14 protein-coding genes are annotated in these 17,554 nt (G+C 43.9%); all 14 read right to left on the reverse strand.

Translation table 11 applies throughout. The annotated features are described in order from the left end of the window. Window positions 1-3: 3 nt before the first annotated feature. The 14 genes from rlmB to ORQ98_RS04780 all read right to left on the reverse strand — a co-directional run bounded on the left by rlmB (window position 4) and on the right by ORQ98_RS04780 (window position 17,407). Entirely contained in the window at window positions 4-765 is a 762-nt protein-coding gene (gene rlmB / locus ORQ98_RS04715) for a 23S rRNA (guanosine(2251)-2'-O)-methyltransferase RlmB (protein ID WP_274687629.1), read from the reverse strand. 51 nt (window positions 766-816) lie between these two features. Continuing rightward, a complete protein-coding gene (gene rnr / locus ORQ98_RS04720; RefSeq protein ID WP_274687630.1) occupies window positions 817-3,351 on the reverse strand; it encodes a ribonuclease R in 2,535 nt (844 codons plus the stop codon). A gap of 415 nt (window positions 3,352-3,766) precedes the next feature. Next, a complete protein-coding gene (locus ORQ98_RS04725; protein WP_274687631.1) occupies window positions 3,767-5,059 on the reverse strand; it encodes an adenylosuccinate synthase in 1,293 nt (430 codons plus the stop codon). Window positions 5,060-5,122: 63 nt separating this feature from the next. Then, entirely contained in the window at window positions 5,123-6,295 is a 1,173-nt protein-coding gene (locus ORQ98_RS04730; protein ID WP_274687632.1) for an ATP phosphoribosyltransferase regulatory subunit, read from the reverse strand. Between the two features lie 149 nt (window positions 6,296-6,444). Continuing rightward, window positions 6,445-6,639 carry a DUF2065 domain-containing protein gene (locus ORQ98_RS04735; RefSeq protein WP_274687633.1) on the reverse strand — a complete coding sequence of 65 codons (195 nt, stop codon included), beginning with the start codon at window positions 6,637-6,639 and terminating at the stop codon, window positions 6,445-6,447. A 151-nt stretch (window positions 6,640-6,790) separates the two neighbouring features. Next, window positions 6,791-7,867 carry a protease modulator HflC gene (hflC, locus tag ORQ98_RS04740; RefSeq protein ID WP_274687634.1) on the reverse strand — a complete coding sequence of 359 codons (1,077 nt, stop codon included), beginning with the start codon at window positions 7,865-7,867 and terminating at the stop codon, window positions 6,791-6,793. Further along, on the reverse strand, window positions 7,864-9,045 hold the full coding sequence (gene hflK, locus ORQ98_RS04745) for an FtsH protease activity modulator HflK (protein ID WP_274687635.1): 1,182 nt from the start codon (window positions 9,043-9,045) through the stop codon (window positions 7,864-7,866). The genes hflC and hflK overlap by 4 nt, the downstream gene beginning before the upstream one ends. A 187-nt stretch (window positions 9,046-9,232) precedes the next feature. Further along, a complete protein-coding gene (gene hflX, locus ORQ98_RS04750; protein WP_274687636.1) occupies window positions 9,233-10,528 on the reverse strand; it encodes a ribosome rescue GTPase HflX in 1,296 nt (431 codons plus the stop codon). Between the two features lie 11 nt (window positions 10,529-10,539). Beyond that, window positions 10,540-10,794 carry an RNA chaperone Hfq gene (gene hfq / locus ORQ98_RS04755; RefSeq protein ID WP_163831748.1) on the reverse strand — a complete coding sequence of 85 codons (255 nt, stop codon included), beginning with the start codon at window positions 10,792-10,794 and terminating at the stop codon, window positions 10,540-10,542. Window positions 10,795-11,065: 271 nt separating this feature from the next. Then, window positions 11,066-11,977, reverse strand: a complete 912-nt coding sequence (miaA, locus tag ORQ98_RS04760; protein ID WP_274687799.1) for a tRNA (adenosine(37)-N6)-dimethylallyltransferase MiaA — start codon at window positions 11,975-11,977, stop codon at window positions 11,066-11,068. A gap of 93 nt (window positions 11,978-12,070) precedes the next feature. Next, a complete protein-coding gene (gene mutL, locus ORQ98_RS04765) occupies window positions 12,071-13,972 on the reverse strand; it encodes a DNA mismatch repair endonuclease MutL (RefSeq protein ID WP_274687637.1) in 1,902 nt (633 codons plus the stop codon). 38 nt (window positions 13,973-14,010) lie between these two features. Beyond that, window positions 14,011-15,330 carry an N-acetylmuramoyl-L-alanine amidase gene (locus tag ORQ98_RS04770; RefSeq protein WP_274687638.1) on the reverse strand — a complete coding sequence of 440 codons (1,320 nt, stop codon included), beginning with the start codon at window positions 15,328-15,330 and terminating at the stop codon, window positions 14,011-14,013. 81 nt (window positions 15,331-15,411) lie between these two features. Continuing rightward, complete coding sequence (tsaE, locus tag ORQ98_RS04775; protein ID WP_274687639.1) at window positions 15,412-15,879, reverse strand: tRNA (adenosine(37)-N6)-threonylcarbamoyltransferase complex ATPase subunit type 1 TsaE; 468 nt, start codon at window positions 15,877-15,879, stop codon at window positions 15,412-15,414. Next, the gene (locus tag ORQ98_RS04780) at window positions 15,872-17,407 is read right to left on the reverse strand and encodes an NAD(P)H-hydrate dehydratase (protein WP_274687640.1); all 1,536 of its coding nucleotides are present in this window, start codon (window positions 17,405-17,407) and stop codon (window positions 15,872-15,874) included. The genes tsaE and ORQ98_RS04780 overlap by 8 nt, the downstream gene beginning before the upstream one ends. Window positions 17,408-17,554: the final 147 nt, after the last annotated feature.

The following is a 17,554-nucleotide window of genomic DNA, read 5'->3' on the forward strand; positions in this document are numbered from 1 at the left end:
AAGCTACTCCACAGTTGGTTTTTGCTTTAATTGACGCTGGCGAACTGCCTCAAATAAACACACCCCAGTGGCAACAGATACATTTAAGCTGGAAACTGTACCAGCCATCGGGATATTAACTAAATAGTCACAATGTTCTCTGGTCAGGCGACGCATACCTTTGCCCTCTGCTCCCATGACTAAGGCAATTGAACCACCTAGCTCAATATCATAAACCGTTTGCTCTGATTCTCCTGCGGTGCCCACAATCCAAATGCCTAACTCTTGGATTTGCTTAAGTGTACGCGCCAAATTAGTCACAGAAAATAATGGTATGGCTTCTGCCGCACCACAGGCCACTTTTCTAACCGTAGTATTTAACCCAGCTGATTTATCTTTGGGGATAATAACTGCATCAACGCCTGCTGCATCAGCTGTTCTTAAGCAGGCCCCTAAATTATGGGGATCAGTTACCCCATCAAGGATTAGCAACAAGGGATCATGGGATAAACCTTGTAAAAAGCTTGTTAGCTCTTTTTCTCCTGCTGCAGTGATCGGTTTGACTTTTGCCAACACACCTTGATGCACTCCAGCAATATCTCTAAAAAATGTCTTATCGGGATAGCTGACTCGAACTCCATACTGATGAGCCAACTCCGTCAATTTAACCAGGCGGTCTGGTAGTTTTTTCGCTTGCTGAACATTCAACTCAATCACTTGCTCAGGGTGCTGTTCTAATAATGCTTGAACCGCATGCACCCCTATAACCCAATCTGGTTTTGACATATGTTTACTATCAGTTACTAAAAAAACAATTTATGCTGTTTAACCCAAGTTTCAACTTACAGACTTTCGTTTAGCTGGCCGCTTTCTTGGTGTTTTTGCTCCACTGTTAGGAGTTACTGCCTGACCAAGTGTCTCTTGATTAGAAGACTTCTTGTTTTTATGTTTAGGCTTATTTTTCCTTTTCACATTTTTTTCTGAGTCAGCTTTGACAGCTTTTCGCTTTTTTTTACCTGACTGCGCCTTTTCTGCTGAGCCTCTAGAGAGAGATTTTCTTTTAGTTGTTTTTTTTCTCGATTTATCTGCTGACTTAGCTTCTTTTCTTTTTCCTTTATGCTTTCCTTTGCGTTTGGAAGGAGTAAACTCAGCCACTTCAAAATCAATTTTCTTGTCGTCTAAATTAACGCGAGCAACAGTAACAGTAATCGGATCTCCCAAACGATAAGTCACGCCAGTGCGCTCACCCCGCAAACGTTGATGAGCAGGATCAAAATGATAATAATCTCCTGGCAGATTACTAATATGCACTAACCCTTCAATATAAAAATCAGTCAGCTCAACAAAAATACCAAACCCAGTTACTGCTGAGATTACTCCAGAGTAGGTTTCACCAATATGACCCTGAATAAACTCACATTTTAACCAATCAACAACGTCACGAGTTGCATCATCTGCACGCCTTTCTGTCATTGAGCAATGCTCACCCAGTGCCATCATATCCGCTGGCTGGTATGGGAGAATATTTTTCTTGGCTATCACCCGAGCACCCTTTGCTCGTTTCACATTCACCGATTCTTTATTGCTACGAATAACATGACGAATGGCCCTGTGAACCAGCAAGTCAGGGTAACGACGAATAGGTGAGGTAAAATGGGTATAGGCCTTATAAGCTAAACCAAAATGTCCTTTATTTTCTGGCTGATAAACAGCCTGACTTAATGAACGTAATAACATGGTTTGAATAATATGAGCATCTGGCCGATCAGCTATTTGCCCCATTAAATCCTGGTAGTCAGCAGGCTTTGGCTTATTCGACTTTAGGGTCAATCCCAACTCGCCTAAAAAGCTCTTTAAATTAAGCAGCTTTTCTGACTTTGGCCCTTCATGTACTCGATATAATGCTGGCAACTGATGTTTTTCCAAAAACCGCGCAGTGGCAACATTAGCACACAGCATACACTCTTCAATTAGCTTATGAGCTTCATTGCGCTCTGTTGGAATGATCCGCTCAATTTTACGGTTTTCACCAAAAACAATTTGTGTTTCTGTCGTTTCAAAATCAATCGCCCCCCGTTTTTCTCGGGTTTCACGCAGCACATGATAAAGGCCAAATAAATTATTCAAATGCGGCAACAGTGGTGCAAACTGTTTACCCAATGACCTCCCTTCCTGGCTGTGGGCCTGAGTCAACATTTTATTAACCTGGTTATACGTGAGTCGGGCATGAGAGTGAATCACAGCCTCATAAAAACAATAACCACTGAGTTTACCTTTGGCGCTTACAGTCATTTCACAAACCATTGCCAACCGATCAACTTTTGGGTTTAACGAGCACAAGCCATTGGACAACACCTCTGGCAACATAGGTACTACATGCTCTGGAAAATAAACTGAGTTGCCTCGTAAAAATGCTTCTTTATCTAGCGCCCCATCTACTTTTACATAGTGAGATACATCTGCAATTGCAACGTATAGCCGCCAGCCTCCACCGCGCTTGACCTCACAATAAACTGCATCATCAAAGTCTTTGGCATCCTCACCATCAATGGTAACAAAAGGCAGCTGCCGTAAGTCATGACGGGCTTTTTTATCTGCTTCATCAACATGATCAGTAAACTGCTGAGTTTCTGTCAGCACCGGTTCTGGCCATTGATGGGGAATATTATGGGCACGAATGGCCACATCAATTTCCATCCCTGGCGCCATATGATCACCTAACACTTCTTTAACGATACCAATAGGCTGTCGGTGTAGAGAGGGCTGTTCAACCAGCTCAACTATCACATATTGGCCGTGTACTGCCTGCAAAGGACCAGGCTCAATTTGAATATCAACACTGACTCGTTTGTTATCTGGCACCACAAAGGAAACACCACTTTCAGTAAAATAGCGCCCCACTAACTGTTGGGTATTACGTTCCAGCACCTCAACAATTACACCTTCTCTTTTCCCTTTTCGGTCTACCGAGGCCACGCGGGCCATTACCCGATCACCATCCAACACCTGACGCATTTGTTTAGCAGATAAAAATAAATCATCACTGCCATCTTGCGGGATTAAAAAACCGTAACCATCTCGGTGCCCCATTACCAAACCTTGGACCAAGTCCATTTTGGACGCCAAACCAAATGCGCCTCGACGAGTTTGCAGGAGCTGTCCATCCCTTTGCATGGCTCGCAGCCGCCTGCGAAGGGCTTCTTTATGTTCATCAGAAGTTAAATCAAGTGCTTTGCAAATTGCTGCATGACTAGCCGGTGCTCCACGCTCCTCAAGTAGCTCCATGATCAGCTCTCGGCTAGGAATAGGATTTGCGTATTTTTCTGCTTCTTCCGCTGCTTGCGGGTCTTTTTCTTTCCACCATTCAGGCATATTGTTACTTTTTTTCCTAAATATTGTGGGCTGTTAGCCCTTAATGGCTAAATATAAATGCCCTTAAATTGTTAATTATAAAACCTCCTTTTTGAAGGTCAGTATATATACACACGACTTGTCGTAACAAAGGCTATGGATAATCTTCAAACCAACAACGTTCATCTTACATCATTAAAAGATGTTGTCAGTGGACTGTTAGCTCATCGTCAACTAAAGAATATACCTTTAGTGCTGGCTATTCAAAAATGAGAGGATCTATTGGAAGGCTACAACTTTTTTTCTAACGTGATATCAATTTTTACTTCGCTGTTTATTTTTAATTATAAATCACACTGCTTACTAATGAGCTTGCTTATAAAAATACTACCTCACCCAGAACACAAGTAAGGTAGATTTTTAGACTGCTCAAAGTTTAACTAAAAGGATGCCGTAATACAATTGTTTCCTTTCTGTCTGGCCCTGTTGAAATAATATCAATAGGCGCACCAACCAGCTCTTCTACTCGCCTAATATAAGCTTTAGCATTTTCAGGCAGCTGATCATAAGACTGTAAGCCGATGGTAGACTCCTGCCAACCAGGCATTTCTTCGTAAATTGGCTTCATATCTTGATAATTATCAGCATCAAATGGTGAGCCGGTAATATTTTCACCCTTAGCTTGATAGCCTTTACAAATTTTAATGGTTTCCAGGCCATCCAACACATCCAGCTTGGTTAAGCACAACCCAGAGATACTGTTAATTTGTACGGAGTAACGTAAAGCCTCTGCATCAAACCAGCCACACCGGCGTGCACGCCCAGTAGTCGCTCCAAACTCATGGCCTTTTTCAGCCAGATGTTTACCAACACTACAGTCTAATTCTGTTGGAAATGGGCCTGCTCCAACACGTGTTGTGTAGGCTTTGGTAATCCCTAACACATAATCTAAATATAACGGACCAAAACCACTACCAGTGGCTGTACCGCCTGCGGTTGTATTGGAAGAAGTTACAAATGGGTAAGTGCCATGGTCGATATCAAGCAGTGAGCCCTGGGCACCTTCAAATAAAATATCATCACCCGCTTTACGATAGTTATGTAAGTCTTCTACAACATTACTAATTAGTGGCGTAAGCTGTTCTGCCATTGCCAAAGCATCAGCTAATACCTGCTGATAATCTAAAGGTTGTTCTTGATAATATTGAGTAAGGACAAAATTGTGATAGTCCATTACTTCTTTTAGCTTAGTTGCAAACCGCTCTTTATTCAGCAAGTCACCTAGCCGTAAGCCACGACGAGCCACTTTATCTTCATAAGCCGGACCAATACCACGGCCAGTGGTACCAATTTTTTCTTTACCACGGAATTTTTCGCGCGCTAAATCCAGAGCAACATGGAAAGGTAAAATTAACGGACAAGCAGGGCTAAGGCGTAGCCGCTCTCTGACAGGCACACCATTTTTTTCCAGCTCAGCCATTTCTTTTAGCAATGCATCAGGTGCCAACACTACTCCATTACCGATATAACACTTGACGTTATCGCGTAAAATGCCAGAAGGAATTAAATGCAATACTGTTTTTTTGCCATCAATTACCAAGGTATGACCTGCATTATGGCCACCCTGAAAGCGTGCAACAGCTGCTACACGTTCTGTAAGCAAATCAACAATTTTCCCTTTGCCTTCATCACCCCATTGTGTGCCAAGCACAACAACATTTTTACCCATGATCACATCTCTAAATTTAAATTAACTTAAATAACCTTTAGTCACTTATTAACCAAAAACAAATCAAAATGGAGCGATTTGCCAGCTCTCATTTATAAATTGCAGTTTTCGGTTGCATCCTAACTCTTTTGGCTGTTGCTCTTGATCAGGCAACTCTCTGATAACCCTCTCTCCCTGAGTTCGCAAAGCCTGGATAGTTTCAAACGGCACTTCAACAGGTGCCCAAACAGCATTATCAGCAGGTTCAGTAGGTGCTATTAAATCAAGCAATACTTTTAAATCAGAGCTAAACCCTGTTGCCGGGCGAGAACGACCAAATACTTTACCAATACCATCATATCGGCCACCTTGCGCTACTGCCTGCCCCTGGCCAGGCACATAGGCCGCAAATAAAATACCTGTATGGTAGTTATAACCTCTTAACTCACACAGATCGAAATAAATCGTTAGCGATGGGCTAAACTGGCGAATAGCTAACCCTACTTGCTCTAAAGTGCGAATGGCATTATGAACGTTTTCATTAGCATTCGATAAAACGTCTCTGGCTTCTTTTAAAATATCAAAATCACCCGCCAATTCAGGTAAGGCCAACAGCATGTTGGCAACATCAACGTCATCGATATTATTAGCAACAAAACTCGACAGTTCAGTGGCATCTTTGCGCTGTAAAATATCAAACAACTCCTGCTGCAATTCCTCTGATAGTTGAGCCTGAGCCACTAAGCCACGAAATATACCCACATGCCCCATATCCAAATAAACATTTTGAATACTTAAGCTGCTCAGGGTTTCCAACATTAAGCTAATGACTTCAACATCACTGGCTATACCAGAATGACCATACAGCTCAGCACCAACTTGAATGGGGCTACGAGATGCTACCAATGAACAAGGCTTAGTATGAAAAACACTGCCTGCATAACAGAGCCTGACTGGGCCTTCACGCTTTAATGTATGGGCATCAATTCTTGCTACAGAAGGCGTAGTATCAGCACGCAGCCCTAATAATCGCCCAGTTAGCTGATCGATTATTTTAAAGGTTTGTAAATCGAGATCATGGCCCGCTCCTGCTTGGAGGGATTCTAGATATTCAAGATGAGGAGGAATAACCAGGTCATAGCCCCAGCAATGATAAAGGTCAAGTAGCTGCCGCCTTAGCTGCTCAATTTTCATTGCTGCAGGCGGTAGCACTTCATCTATACCGTCCGGCAATAACCAACGATCTGCAATTGTCATGTTATATCCGGCCTTTTTATGGACAGTGTCTCTATATGCTTTTTTAACTTCAGCTTCTTTAAATTAAAAAAAGCTCTCAATCTATTTAGCTTAAGGAGTGCACACTTACAATCTACACTGACAAGAATCTTTTGGGCTTTACCCGCCAGCTACGAGTTAATTAAATATAACAAGCCAGTTCCTACCAACATACTGACCAAACCAGCTAGTCGTAATTGACGATCATCGAAGGTCGCTAGTTTTGCCACTAAGTCGCGCCACCGGCTGGGGTATAAGAAAGGAATAATCCCTTCAATAACCAACATCAGGCAAAATGCAACTAATAACTCGTGCCAAAAATTCATGCTTTCCCTTAGGCAATAAAAAAACCGGGTGATAACCCGGTTTGGATGATACTAACATGATTTATTAGCAGAATTGAAGCGATTTCAACCAGCTTATTACAAGCAGCTGATCAAATAACCAGCTACTTTGCCAATAGTACTTCCACCATGTTTATTGATTAATTTCTGCACTAGAAGTATTTGTTATTGCATGAGGTGCTTTCAAATATTTAAAGAAATCACTTTCAGGCTTTAATACCATAATATCGCCTTGCTGGTTAAAGGCCTGACGATACGCTTGTAAGCTGCGGTAAAAGTTATAAAACTCTTGGTCACTACCATAAGCCTCTGCATAGACACCAGCTGCCTCCTGATCACCTTCGCCTCGTAACTGCTCAGCAATCTGATAGGCTTGCGCCAACAACTCACGACGCTCACGGTCTGCTTCAGCACGAATTTCTTCTGCTTTTTGCTTACCAAATGAACGAATTTCCTGAGCCTCTTTTTCCCGTTCAGTTATCATCCTTTCATATACTGAATCACTGACCTGCTCTGGCAAATCAATGCGCTTAAAGCGTACATCTACGATTTCAATGCCATATTTTTCTTTAATTTTCACTTGCTCATTCAAGCTTTTTTTAATGCTGAAAATCAGCCTATCACGTAGGTCTGCAGGTTCTTCTTCTGTAGCATTTACGGATTTAGCTGCTTTTTGCTGTGCTTGTGCGGCAGCTTGTGCTACATCAACGCCTGAAGCAAGCTGAACTACACTGTCATCCAGTATTAGCGTTTCCTTGGCACATTTAAAGCGAGAACGCTTCTTAATGTTAGGCTTACCTGAAACAACTTCTTTTAGCTCACACTGAGCAATTAAGTTACGCAAGCCTGACTCAATCAGCTGCGAGAGTAATCGGTTAGCCTGGACAATATTGCCTGATGTTGCAGTATAAAAGCGTTGCACATCAGCAATTCGCCACTTAACAAAAGAGTCTACTACTAGCGCCTTTTTTTCCTGAGTAAAAAAGCGCTCTTGAGCTGCATCTAACGTTAGTAGTCGGCCATCAAAGATTTTCACCTTATCAATAAAGGGCACTTTGAAATGGAGACCGGCAGGTACATCTGGGTTTTTAACTTGACCAAACCGTAACACCACTGCCCGCTCACGCTCGCTGACAATGTAAGCTGACTCCCAGCCAATAATGACAATGACCAAGGCAATAATAATGGTTGCTAAGCTTTTACCTGTCATCTTGCAACCCTCCCACCAGTTCGATTTGAAGAAGTACGCTTACGTAATTGTCCAGCTACTTTATCAGCTATGGCATCCATCTCTTGCTGAGTAAGAACAGGCTGACCCGTTAGGGTGGTAGTTGCCTTTGAGCTAGCTCCCATCAGTTTGTCCAGCGGTAAATACATCAGGTTATTACCACCTTCCACATCAACAATCACTTTATTGGTTTCACCTAGTACATCTTGAATCGTTTCTATATACATCCGACTACGGGTAATTTCTGGTGCTTTTTTATACTCAACTAACACTTGCTTAAAGCGAGCAGTTTCACCATTGGCCTTCGCCGTTATTTCAGCTTTATAGGCTTGAGCCTCTTCTGTTATCCGCTTACTTTTACCCTTTGCCTGAGGAATAATGGCATTGCGATAAGCGATGGCCTTATTTTGTACTCGCTCACGGTCTTCACGCGCACGAATCACATCATCAAAAGCTGCTTGGACTTCTCTTGGAGGCTGAGTGCTTTCTACGTTGATTTTGCTAATGTAAAGCCCAGAATTATAGTCATTCAGGTAAGCTTGCAGTCTTTCTGCTACATCAGCAGCAATAATGCTACGGCCTTCTGTTAATACTGAGTGCATTTTTGAAGTACCGACTACATGACGCAAGGCACTTTGAGTCGCCTGCTCCAATGTACTGATTGGATCAGCAATTTTCAGCACATAATTTTTCAGGTTAGAAATGTTGTATTGAACTGACAAAGAAACCTCGACGATATTTTCGTCTTCAGTCAGCATCTTCTGTCTTACATTGTAAGTCCGCAGCTCAGTTACATTTTCCTGATACTTAGAGTCAATGGGTGGAAAATAAAAGTGCAAGCCAGGCCCCACGGTTTCTTTATATTCACCAAACCGCAAGATAACCACTTGCTCCTTTTCATCCACAGTAAATGCAGCATTCCAAATATATAAGATGGCAAGCAAAACAAAAGCGAGAGGGAAAATACCACCCGCAGCAGAGCCAGATGATCTGCCTCCTTTACCACCGCCTTTACCACCAAACAGACTGCCAATTTTTTCATTTAATTTACGGAAGGCTTCATCCAGATCAGGGGGCCCCTGGTTGTTATTGCCACGATTCCCCCCGCTGCCCCAGGGATCTTTATCATTTCCGTTACCACCCGGTTCGTTCCAGGCCATAAACTTCTCCATTACACCAGTGTTGGATTAGTAAGCTAATAGGCGCACTTCCCAATAACACACTCGTTATATATAGAAGGTGCTCCTGAACAAAGTTGTTGTTATGGCTATGATACTTGTTAATTCGGATAAATCTACGACTGTGCATTGTAAGAGCGACAGTTGCTACCTTCAACCTGTACTCTTGTTAATGAGCTTCTGACAATAAAGCTTCTGGTTTTACCCCAGAACGACCTAACAATCTGTCGTAGTCTTGTTTTGGCATTCTGATTTTTACTAGTGTATTACCAGCTGCATCTATTGATTCAGACTGTACTGCTCCCAACTCATAAAACTGCGCTCTTAACCGGCTTTGCTGAGGGGTTAAAGTAATTGTTTGCTGAATTAATTGATCCCCCATATGCTCAGCAATGGCTTTCGCTAATAACTCAGTACCATTACCTTGTTGAGCAGACAACCAAACCCGGGTGGGCACTCCCTGTTCATTATAATCGACTCGTGGCTGTACATCAGACAATTGGTCTATCTTGTTGTACACCTGAAGACTAGGCAACTCATTTGCACCAATTTCTTTTAGAACAGCTTCCACCTGCTCAATATTGTCTTGATAATTTGGGTCACTAACATCAACTACATGAACCAACAGATCAGCCATTACGGTTTCTTCAAGAGTTGCCCTAAAAGCCTCTACCAACTTATGCGGCAAATGCCGAATAAAGCCCACAGTATCAGCTAAAACAACCGAGCCTAAATCTGGTACTTTTATTCTTCTTAGGGTTGGGTCCAGTGTCGCAAATAATTGGTCAGCAGCATAGACATCAGCTGCTGTTAAATAATTAAATAACGTTGATTTACCAGCGTTGGTATATCCTACAAAGGAGACACTTGGTACTTCTGCCCGTTTGCGAGCTCGACGCCCTTGGTCACGCTGTTTTCGCACTTTTTCCAAACGTTTAGTAATTGACTTAATTCGTGCACGAAGCAAGCGCCGGTCTGTTTCTAACTGAGTTTCACCAGGTCCACGTAAGCCTATCCCACCTTTTTGTCTTTCTAAGTGAGTCCAACCTCTTACCAAGCGTGTACTCATATGTTGAAGCTGAGCCAGCTCGACCTGCAATTTACCTTCATGGGTGCGCGCTCGCTGGGCAAAAATATCCAGAATCAGACCAGTACGGTCTAGCACTCGACACTGTAATTCTTTTTCCAGATTGCGTTCTTGAGAAGGACTTAAAGCGTGATTAAAAATCACCAGCTCTGCTTTATGGGCTTTAACCTGCTGGCGAATTTCTTCGAGCTTACCACTACCCACCAGGTATTTCGGGTTGGGTTGTTGCTTGGAGATGGTTAGAAAGGCTACTGGGTTCGCCCCCGCAGAGCTAACCAGCTCTTTAAACTCACGGGGGTCTTCCCTATCTTGGTCACTGATTAACTCAGGATGTACCAATACCGCTTGTTCGCCACCTTGATGGCGTTCAAAAAACAACGACAAACTCCTTAATTATTACCGGGCTCGCCACTTTGCTCCTGCCCTTGCATTGGCAGTCTGACTGCACGGGTGGGAACCACTGTAGAAATAGCATGTTTATATACCATCTGGCTGACAGTGTTTTTCAGCAAAATAACAAACTGATCAAAAGACTCAATTTGTCCTTGCAGCTTAATACCATTAACCAGGTAAATGGAAACAGGTATACGGTCTTTGCGCAACACGTTCAAGTAAGGGTCTTGTAGAGAATGCCCTTTTGACATTGCTGTACTCCTTTAATTAAATATCAAAAAAAATTAAAAAATGCTTACTAATAAATAAAATAATCCGCTTATAAAACTTCAAACCTAGAAGTTATACCCAACACGTAGTGTAAAATCATTTATGTCGGGTATAGGTCAACTGCTTTAGCAAAGCCAATAGCTCTAGTTAAAGCCTCTATACCTGTTACCATTTCCAGTGTTAGCAGCGATAAGCGCAAACGTTAATAGCCGAGCTAGCTGTATATGATAGCTTAAAATTAAAACTTAAGCTCTATATAAGTGCCTGCTCCACAAATTTCAAGGCCTGAGCTGGTAAATCCTGATCAAGGCTATCAAACCAATGCAGCTCAGGCCAACTGCGCAACCAAGTGAACTGGCGCTTAGCCAGCTGACGCGTAGCAACAATGCCTTTTTCGATCATCTCTTCATAGCTTAGTTCCCCCGCCAGATAATCCCAAGCCTGGCGATAACCCACCGAGCGGATTGATGGCAGGTTACGATTGAGGTCAGAGCGCTGCTTAAGTGCTTTTACTTCTGCCAAAAAACCTTGATCAATCATTTGTAAAAAACGCTTTTCAATACGTTGATGCAAGACTTTGCGCTCTTCAGGCGCAACAGCCAAACTAACGATCCGATAAGGAAAACACTGCTGCTGAAGCTGCTGCTCCTGTCGAAATTGAGTCATGGTTTTTCCAGAACATCTATACACCTCCAGCGCCCGTTGCAACCGTTGCGGGTCATTTGGGTGAATCCGTTGTGCAGACTCTGGATCAACAGCTGCTAATTGAGCATGGATATAGGTCCAACCATGTTCGCTTGCTTCAACAGAAATCTGTTGTCTAATTGCGTCATCAGCCGCAGGCATTTCCGCAAGCCCATCTTTAAGGGCTTTAAAATAAAGCATGGTACCCCCTACCAATAAGGGAGTTTTTTTTCTGGCGATAATGTCTGCTATTAATTGCATTGCATCAATACAAAAATCAGCTGCAGAGTAAGACTCAGCAGGGTCTTTTATATCAATTAAATGATGAGGGAACTCAGCTAATATTTCAGGTGCTGGCTTTGCCGTACCAATATCCATCCCTTTGTATACCAGTGCCGAATCGACACTAATCAACTCACAGGGTAATTGCTTATAAATTTCTATGGCTAAATCAGTTTTTCCTGATGCTGTCGGCCCCATTAAAAAAATAACAGGAGGCTTAATCTGACTGGTCAAGTTATTTTGAATATCTTTCACTACTTACTACGCTTTAATCACAATATTTTTTAAGGGTTATCGGCCCCTTAAAAATAGTTTATCCAGCTCAGCAAGAGAGAGCTGTGTCCAGGTGGGTCGGCCGTGATTACATTGACCACTTCGCTCGGTTCGCTCCATATCACGAAGCAATGCATTCATCTCTGGGTGAGTGAGTTTACGGTTAGCACGCACTGAACCATGACAGGCTATTGTCGCCAAAATTTCATTGATATGTGCCTGTATACGATCGCTGGTACCATGCTCCATTAAATCAGCCAGCACATCACGAACCAATTGGCTGATATTGGCTTGCTTTAACAGCGTGGGAATCGCTTTAGCTACTATAGTTTCAGGCCCCATTCTTAATAGTTCAAAGCCCAGACTGGTAAATAATGTTTGAAATTCTTCAGCACAGTCTGCTTCTCGCTGGCTCACTGCTACAGACTCCGGCACCAGCACCGGTTGACACTTAATTCCTTCGGCTTGATATGACTGTTTCATCCGCTCATAGGTAATTCGCTCATGAGCCGCATGCATATCTACCAACACTAAGCCATGCTGGTTCTCAGCCAAAATATAGATGCCTTTTAGCTGCGCTAAGGCAAAACCCAGTGGCGGCACTTCTGGCTCACTATGCTCATCAGTGGATTCATCTGAGGAGGCAACGACATCAGACTGGGCTGCAATAATTTCATCAGCTGCTTCTGCCAACTTGCCATAGCCAGCCAGTTGCTCAGCAACCTGATGCTTGTTTGGTGGCTGAATTGGCACCTTAGGCTGACTACCAAAAATAGATTGGCTAGCTGCAGGTTGATTAAAGCGAATTTGTTCTTGCTCTTTAAACTCTCCTACAGATGCACCTGTAGCAGCTGTACCTGTAACCACAGTTGAACGGCTGTCAGCAGCAGGTGTTGCAGAAGACAGCTGATCACCAGGACGAACCTCTGCTAAGGCATGATGCAAAGTGCTGAATAAAAAGTTATGAACAGTACGACTATCTCGAAACCGCACCTCATGCTTGGTGGGATGAACATTGACATCCACTGTGGCAGGATCAACGCTCAAGTACAATACAAAGGTTGGATGTCGGCCATTATAGAGCACATCCCGATAAGCCTGCCTCACTGCATGGCTTACTAGTTTGTCACGAATCACCCGGCCATTAACAAAGAAATACTGCAAATCTGCCTGACTGCGCGAATAGGTAGGTAGCCCAACCCAGCCCCATAGCCTCATACCTGCCGACTCAACATCCAAGCAAACCGCATTTTCAATAAAATCTGGACCACAGGCTTGAGCCACTCGCCGATCTTTTTCCTGCTGAGTAGTAGCTGCTTTTAGCTGATGAATAGTGCGTTGGTTATGTCGCAAATTAAAATTAACATCAAAGCGGCTTAAAGCCAGTCGTTTAACTACTTCTTCCAGGTGGCCAAATTCAGTTTTTTCTGTTTTAAGAAACTTACGCCTGGCAGGCGTATTAAAAAATAAATCCCTAACTTCAACCGTAGTACCTACCGGATGAGCAGAAGGTGACACCACTGGCTGCATATCACGCCCTTCAGTTTGTACGCGCCAGGCACTGGATTGCCCTTTAACTGCTGAGGTAAGTGTCAACCGAGAAACCGAGCTGATACTTGCCAGCGCTTCCCCTCTAAAGCCTAAACTAGAAACAGCTTCAAGGTCTTCCAGCTCAGTAATTTTACTGGTGGCATGACGGCTTAACGACAACGGCAAATCATCTTTGACAATACCTGAACCATTATCTCGGACTTTGAGCAGTTTGATACCACCCTGCTCTACCTCAATATCAATACGAGTTGCCCCAGCATCAACGGCGTTTTCCAGCAGCTCTTTGGCAACCGATGCAGGCCTTTCTACTACCTCACCAGCCGCAATCTGGTTAGCTAATCGAGTACTTAATAATTGAATTCGTTTCATACAGCGTCAGTTCAGTCGACTAGTTTTATTTCAAGCCGTTAGTTAGGAATTTGCAGGACCTGTCCTTCACGTATCACATCGACTGCCAATTTATTGGCTCGACGGATACTAGCAACAGACACTTTGTGACGAGCAGCAATAGTAGAAAGGGTATCCCCTCTGCGAATGACATAATGAGTAAGCGTACGGCTTACTCTAGCGGCCAGTAGTGTACCTGGTGGCGGGCGATCTTCAAAATATTCTTTAATGCCTGAAAAAATAGCCCTAGCCAATTGCCGCTGGTGCGATTTATTAGCAAGCTTCTTTGACTCTGCTGGATTCGAAATAAAACCAGTTTCTACCAAGATAGAAGGAATATCTGGTGACTTCAGCACCACAAAAGCGGCTTGTTCCACATGCCGTTTATGCAGTCGATTAAAGCCTCCCAAGCGCCTTAACACCTTGCTACCTACATCCAGGCTGGCGGTTAAACTAGCTGTCATTGATAGATCCAGCAACACCCCCGCTAGGACTTTATCTTTATCATCCAAGCTGACACTACCGACCCCACCAATCAGGTCTGCATTATTTTCACGACTTGCCAGCCAACGAGCAGCTTCAGAGGTTGCCCCCTTCTGCGATAATGCAAATACAGAAGCTCCCCGGGCACGCCGGTTTTTAAACGCATCAGCATGAACTGAAATAAACATATCTGCATTGGCTTCTCTAGCCATTTGGGTTCTGCGTCTTAGTCCAATGTAATAGTCCCCTTTACGCAGCAATACCGGTTTAAAGCCCGGCTCTTGCTCCAGCAAGTACGCCAACTTTCTGGCAATCGATAGTACTACGTCTTTTTCTCTCAGCCGACCAAAGCCAATGGCTCCTGGATCCTCACCGCCATGACCAGCATCAATTGCAATAATGACATCTCGCTGACCAATAGGTGCCGTAGTTTTAGCTACATGATCAACTGACTTGATAGGGGTTTTAACCTGATCATATAAATCAATAACTAGGCGATTGCCATAGGTACTATTAGGCTTCAGCACAAAGCTTTTTGGCTTAAGTGGCTGCTTTAAGTCCAACACCACTCGAAGGCCTCCGGTATTACGGCGGCCCGAGCGGATTTTCTGAATAGGTGTTTTACTTATATTCAACTTATCAAGCGATGTTTTCAGGCTGGCTGACTCTAGATCAATCACCAACCGATCTGGGTTATCCAGCTTAAATACTTTATGCTCAACAGGGCCTGACAGGTCAAATACCAGCCGGGTATTATCAGGAGCCGGCCAAACCCGGACCCCTTCTACTATTGCGGCTTGGCTGCCTGTCACCCCCAAGCCAAGCCAGATTAAGACAAAAAGACAACTGAGTCTCATCTATCTGATGACTCCTTATGATCATTTGTTAGAGGCCGTGCAAAATGTCATGTGCTATAGCGTTTTGCAAGGCACTTGTCGTCATTTATTCGTTATTCTGTGACAAACCTGCCGACCCTTTTCTGTATGAGCAACAAGCTTAACCGTCCTCCCTTGACCTTGATAACTCAGTGTCACCGTAAGGTCTGCTACGGGTAAAAAGCCTTCTCCTCTTTCTGGCCACTCAATCAAGCACAGGTTATCATCCAGCAGATAATCTCTTACCCCTAAGAACTCCAGCTCTTCGGGTTCTCCTAATCGATATAAGTCAAAGTGGTAAACCTTATAGCTGGCTAGTTCATAAGGCTCAACCAAGGTATAGGTAGGGCTTTTTACTGAACCTTGATGGCCTAGTGCTTGCAGCACACCTCGACACAATGTAGTTTTTCCAGCCCCTAAATTACCTTCTAAATAAAAAATTCCTTTACCACCTGCGGCTAATGCAAGCTGCTTACCAAAATCAACCGTTGCAGCCTCATTTGCCAGCAAAAATGTAATATCTTCAACCATACTTACTCTTCACTGCGATCTGGTTTATCTGCTTTCTAATCAAGGGAATCAGCTCTGTTGGCTTCAACCCGTAATGACCACCGACTATCTCTGCCAGCTGGTCAGCGCTACGGCTATGCAACCAAGTACCTAGCCCTGCAGCTTTAGCTGTCGTCATTCCTTGCGCTAACAACGCACCAAGTAAACCACTTAACACATCTCCCATTCCCCCTACAGCCATCCCAGGGTTACCTACATTAGCCAACTGAATCAGCCCTTTGGTGCAGACCAAGCTGCCTGCACCTTTCAGTACAACCGTACTTTGGTATTGGTTGGCTAGCTGCTCCACTGAGGCAAAGCGGTTTTTTTGTATCTGCTGGGTAGATACTCCTAGCATCCGCGCTGCCTCACCCGGATGGGGTGTCAATAACCAGTCGCTTTGCTTGTGCTCCAGCAAAGTTGGCTCCATTGCAAGTAAATTCAACCCATCTGCATCGATTACCAAGGGTAAGCCTGAATTAATGGCTGCCAATAAGCACTGCCGTGACCAGGGACTCTGGCCTAGCCCAGGCCCAATAACAAGCGTTGTTTTCTCAATCAGTAATCGGGGGATTTGGTCAGGATTGTCACAACCGACTGTCATGATTTCTGGACAGCGCGCCTGTAAACCACCAACATGAGCAGGGCGAGTCACTACTGAAACCAGCCCAACACCTGCATGCAAGGCTGTTTCAGCTGCCATGGTAATAGCCCCCCCCATACCATGATCACCACCAATCAGCACCAAGTGGCCAAACTCCTTTTTATGGCTGTTTTTGTGGCGCCTTGGTAAAGCACTCACGAAGTGGCTGGGGTCAAGCAAGTAGCTACTACAAGGCGTCGTATGATAGACCATCTCAGGCACAGCTAAACCAGCAAAGTGAACGTCGCCCGCCAGCTCCCGTCCTTGATGGGTATAGAGGCCCTGCTTACGCCCAATAAAAGTGATGGTGTGGCTTGCTTTAACCGCTACTCCTAATTCAGCACCTGTATCTGCACACAGGCCAGAGGGAATATCAACCGCAATAACTGGCTTGTAGGTATTATTAAGCTGTTCAATAACATGAGCATAGGTTTCTCTAACTGGGCCTTTTAATCCTGTGCCCAGTAATGCATCCACAAACACATCAGCAGTTAGCTGTAGATCTGTTTGCCAGGGGATTATTGGCACCGACTGTTCCTGACACCACTGGTATGCAGTCAGAGCATCCCCTTTGAGCTTATCAGGATCACCTACAGCCACGACTTTAACGTCAATACCTTTTTGCCCTGCTAAACCAGCAACAATATAGCCATCACCCGCATTATTACCTGAACCACACAACACCTGTAGTTGGTAAGCATCTGTACCAAACCATTGCTGACAACATCGCAGGAGTAATTGAAAAGCAGCTTTACCAGCAAGTTCCATTAAGGCATAGCCAGGTATACCCTGGTGTTGAATCGCATTATGATCTAGCTGCCGAACTTGTTCGGCAGTATAAAGTGCATGTGATAAACTGTTGGCCATAAGCGTTGTTGGTGTTGATCCTCCAATAAGCTTTGAAAATGCACTTTGAAATTACATTTTCTGAAACTGAAATGAATGTTGAAATTAAATGTATTTAGCAATTATACGTCAGCTATCTTCTGTCACCAATGAAAGCTAGTTTTTGCG

This window comes from Spartinivicinus poritis (assembly GCF_028858535.1).
GTDB classification, from domain to species: domain Bacteria; phylum Pseudomonadota; class Gammaproteobacteria; order Pseudomonadales; family Zooshikellaceae; genus Spartinivicinus; species Spartinivicinus poritis.

Coding starts and splice junctions, on each gene's coding strand:
- ORQ98_RS04725 (WP_274687631.1), bottom strand. CDS start 5,059: ATGGGTAAAAATGTTGTTGTGCTTGGCACACAATGGGGTGATGAAGGC.
- rlmB (WP_274687629.1), bottom strand. CDS start 765: ATGTCAAAACCAGATTGGGTTATAGGGGTGCATGCGGTTCAAGCATTA.
- hflC (WP_274687634.1), bottom strand. CDS start 7,867: ATGACAGGTAAAAGCTTAGCAACCATTATTATTGCCTTGGTCATTGTC.
- ORQ98_RS04770 (WP_274687638.1), bottom strand. CDS start 15,330: ATGAGACTCAGTTGTCTTTTTGTCTTAATCTGGCTTGGCTTGGGGGTG.
- ORQ98_RS04735 (WP_274687633.1), bottom strand. CDS start 6,639: ATGAATTTTTGGCACGAGTTATTAGTTGCATTTTGCCTGATGTTGGTT.
- mutL (WP_274687637.1), bottom strand. CDS start 13,972: ATGAAACGAATTCAATTATTAAGTACTCGATTAGCTAACCAGATTGCG.
- ORQ98_RS04730 (WP_274687632.1), bottom strand. CDS start 6,295: ATGACAATTGCAGATCGTTGGTTATTGCCGGACGGTATAGATGAAGTG.
- ORQ98_RS04780 (WP_274687640.1), bottom strand. CDS start 17,407: ATGGCCAACAGTTTATCACATGCACTTTATACTGCCGAACAAGTTCGG.
- hfq (WP_163831748.1), bottom strand. CDS start 10,794: ATGTCAAAAGGGCATTCTCTACAAGACCCTTACTTGAACGTGTTGCGC.
- rnr (WP_274687630.1), bottom strand. CDS start 3,351: ATGCCTGAATGGTGGAAAGAAAAAGACCCGCAAGCAGCGGAAGAAGCA.
- tsaE (WP_274687639.1), bottom strand. CDS start 15,879: ATGGTTGAAGATATTACATTTTTGCTGGCAAATGAGGCTGCAACGGTT.
- miaA (WP_274687799.1), bottom strand. CDS start 11,977: ATGGGGCCGACAGCATCAGGAAAAACTGATTTAGCCATAGAAATTTAT.
- hflK (WP_274687635.1), bottom strand. CDS start 9,045: ATGGCCTGGAACGAACCGGGTGGTAACGGAAATGATAAAGATCCCTGG.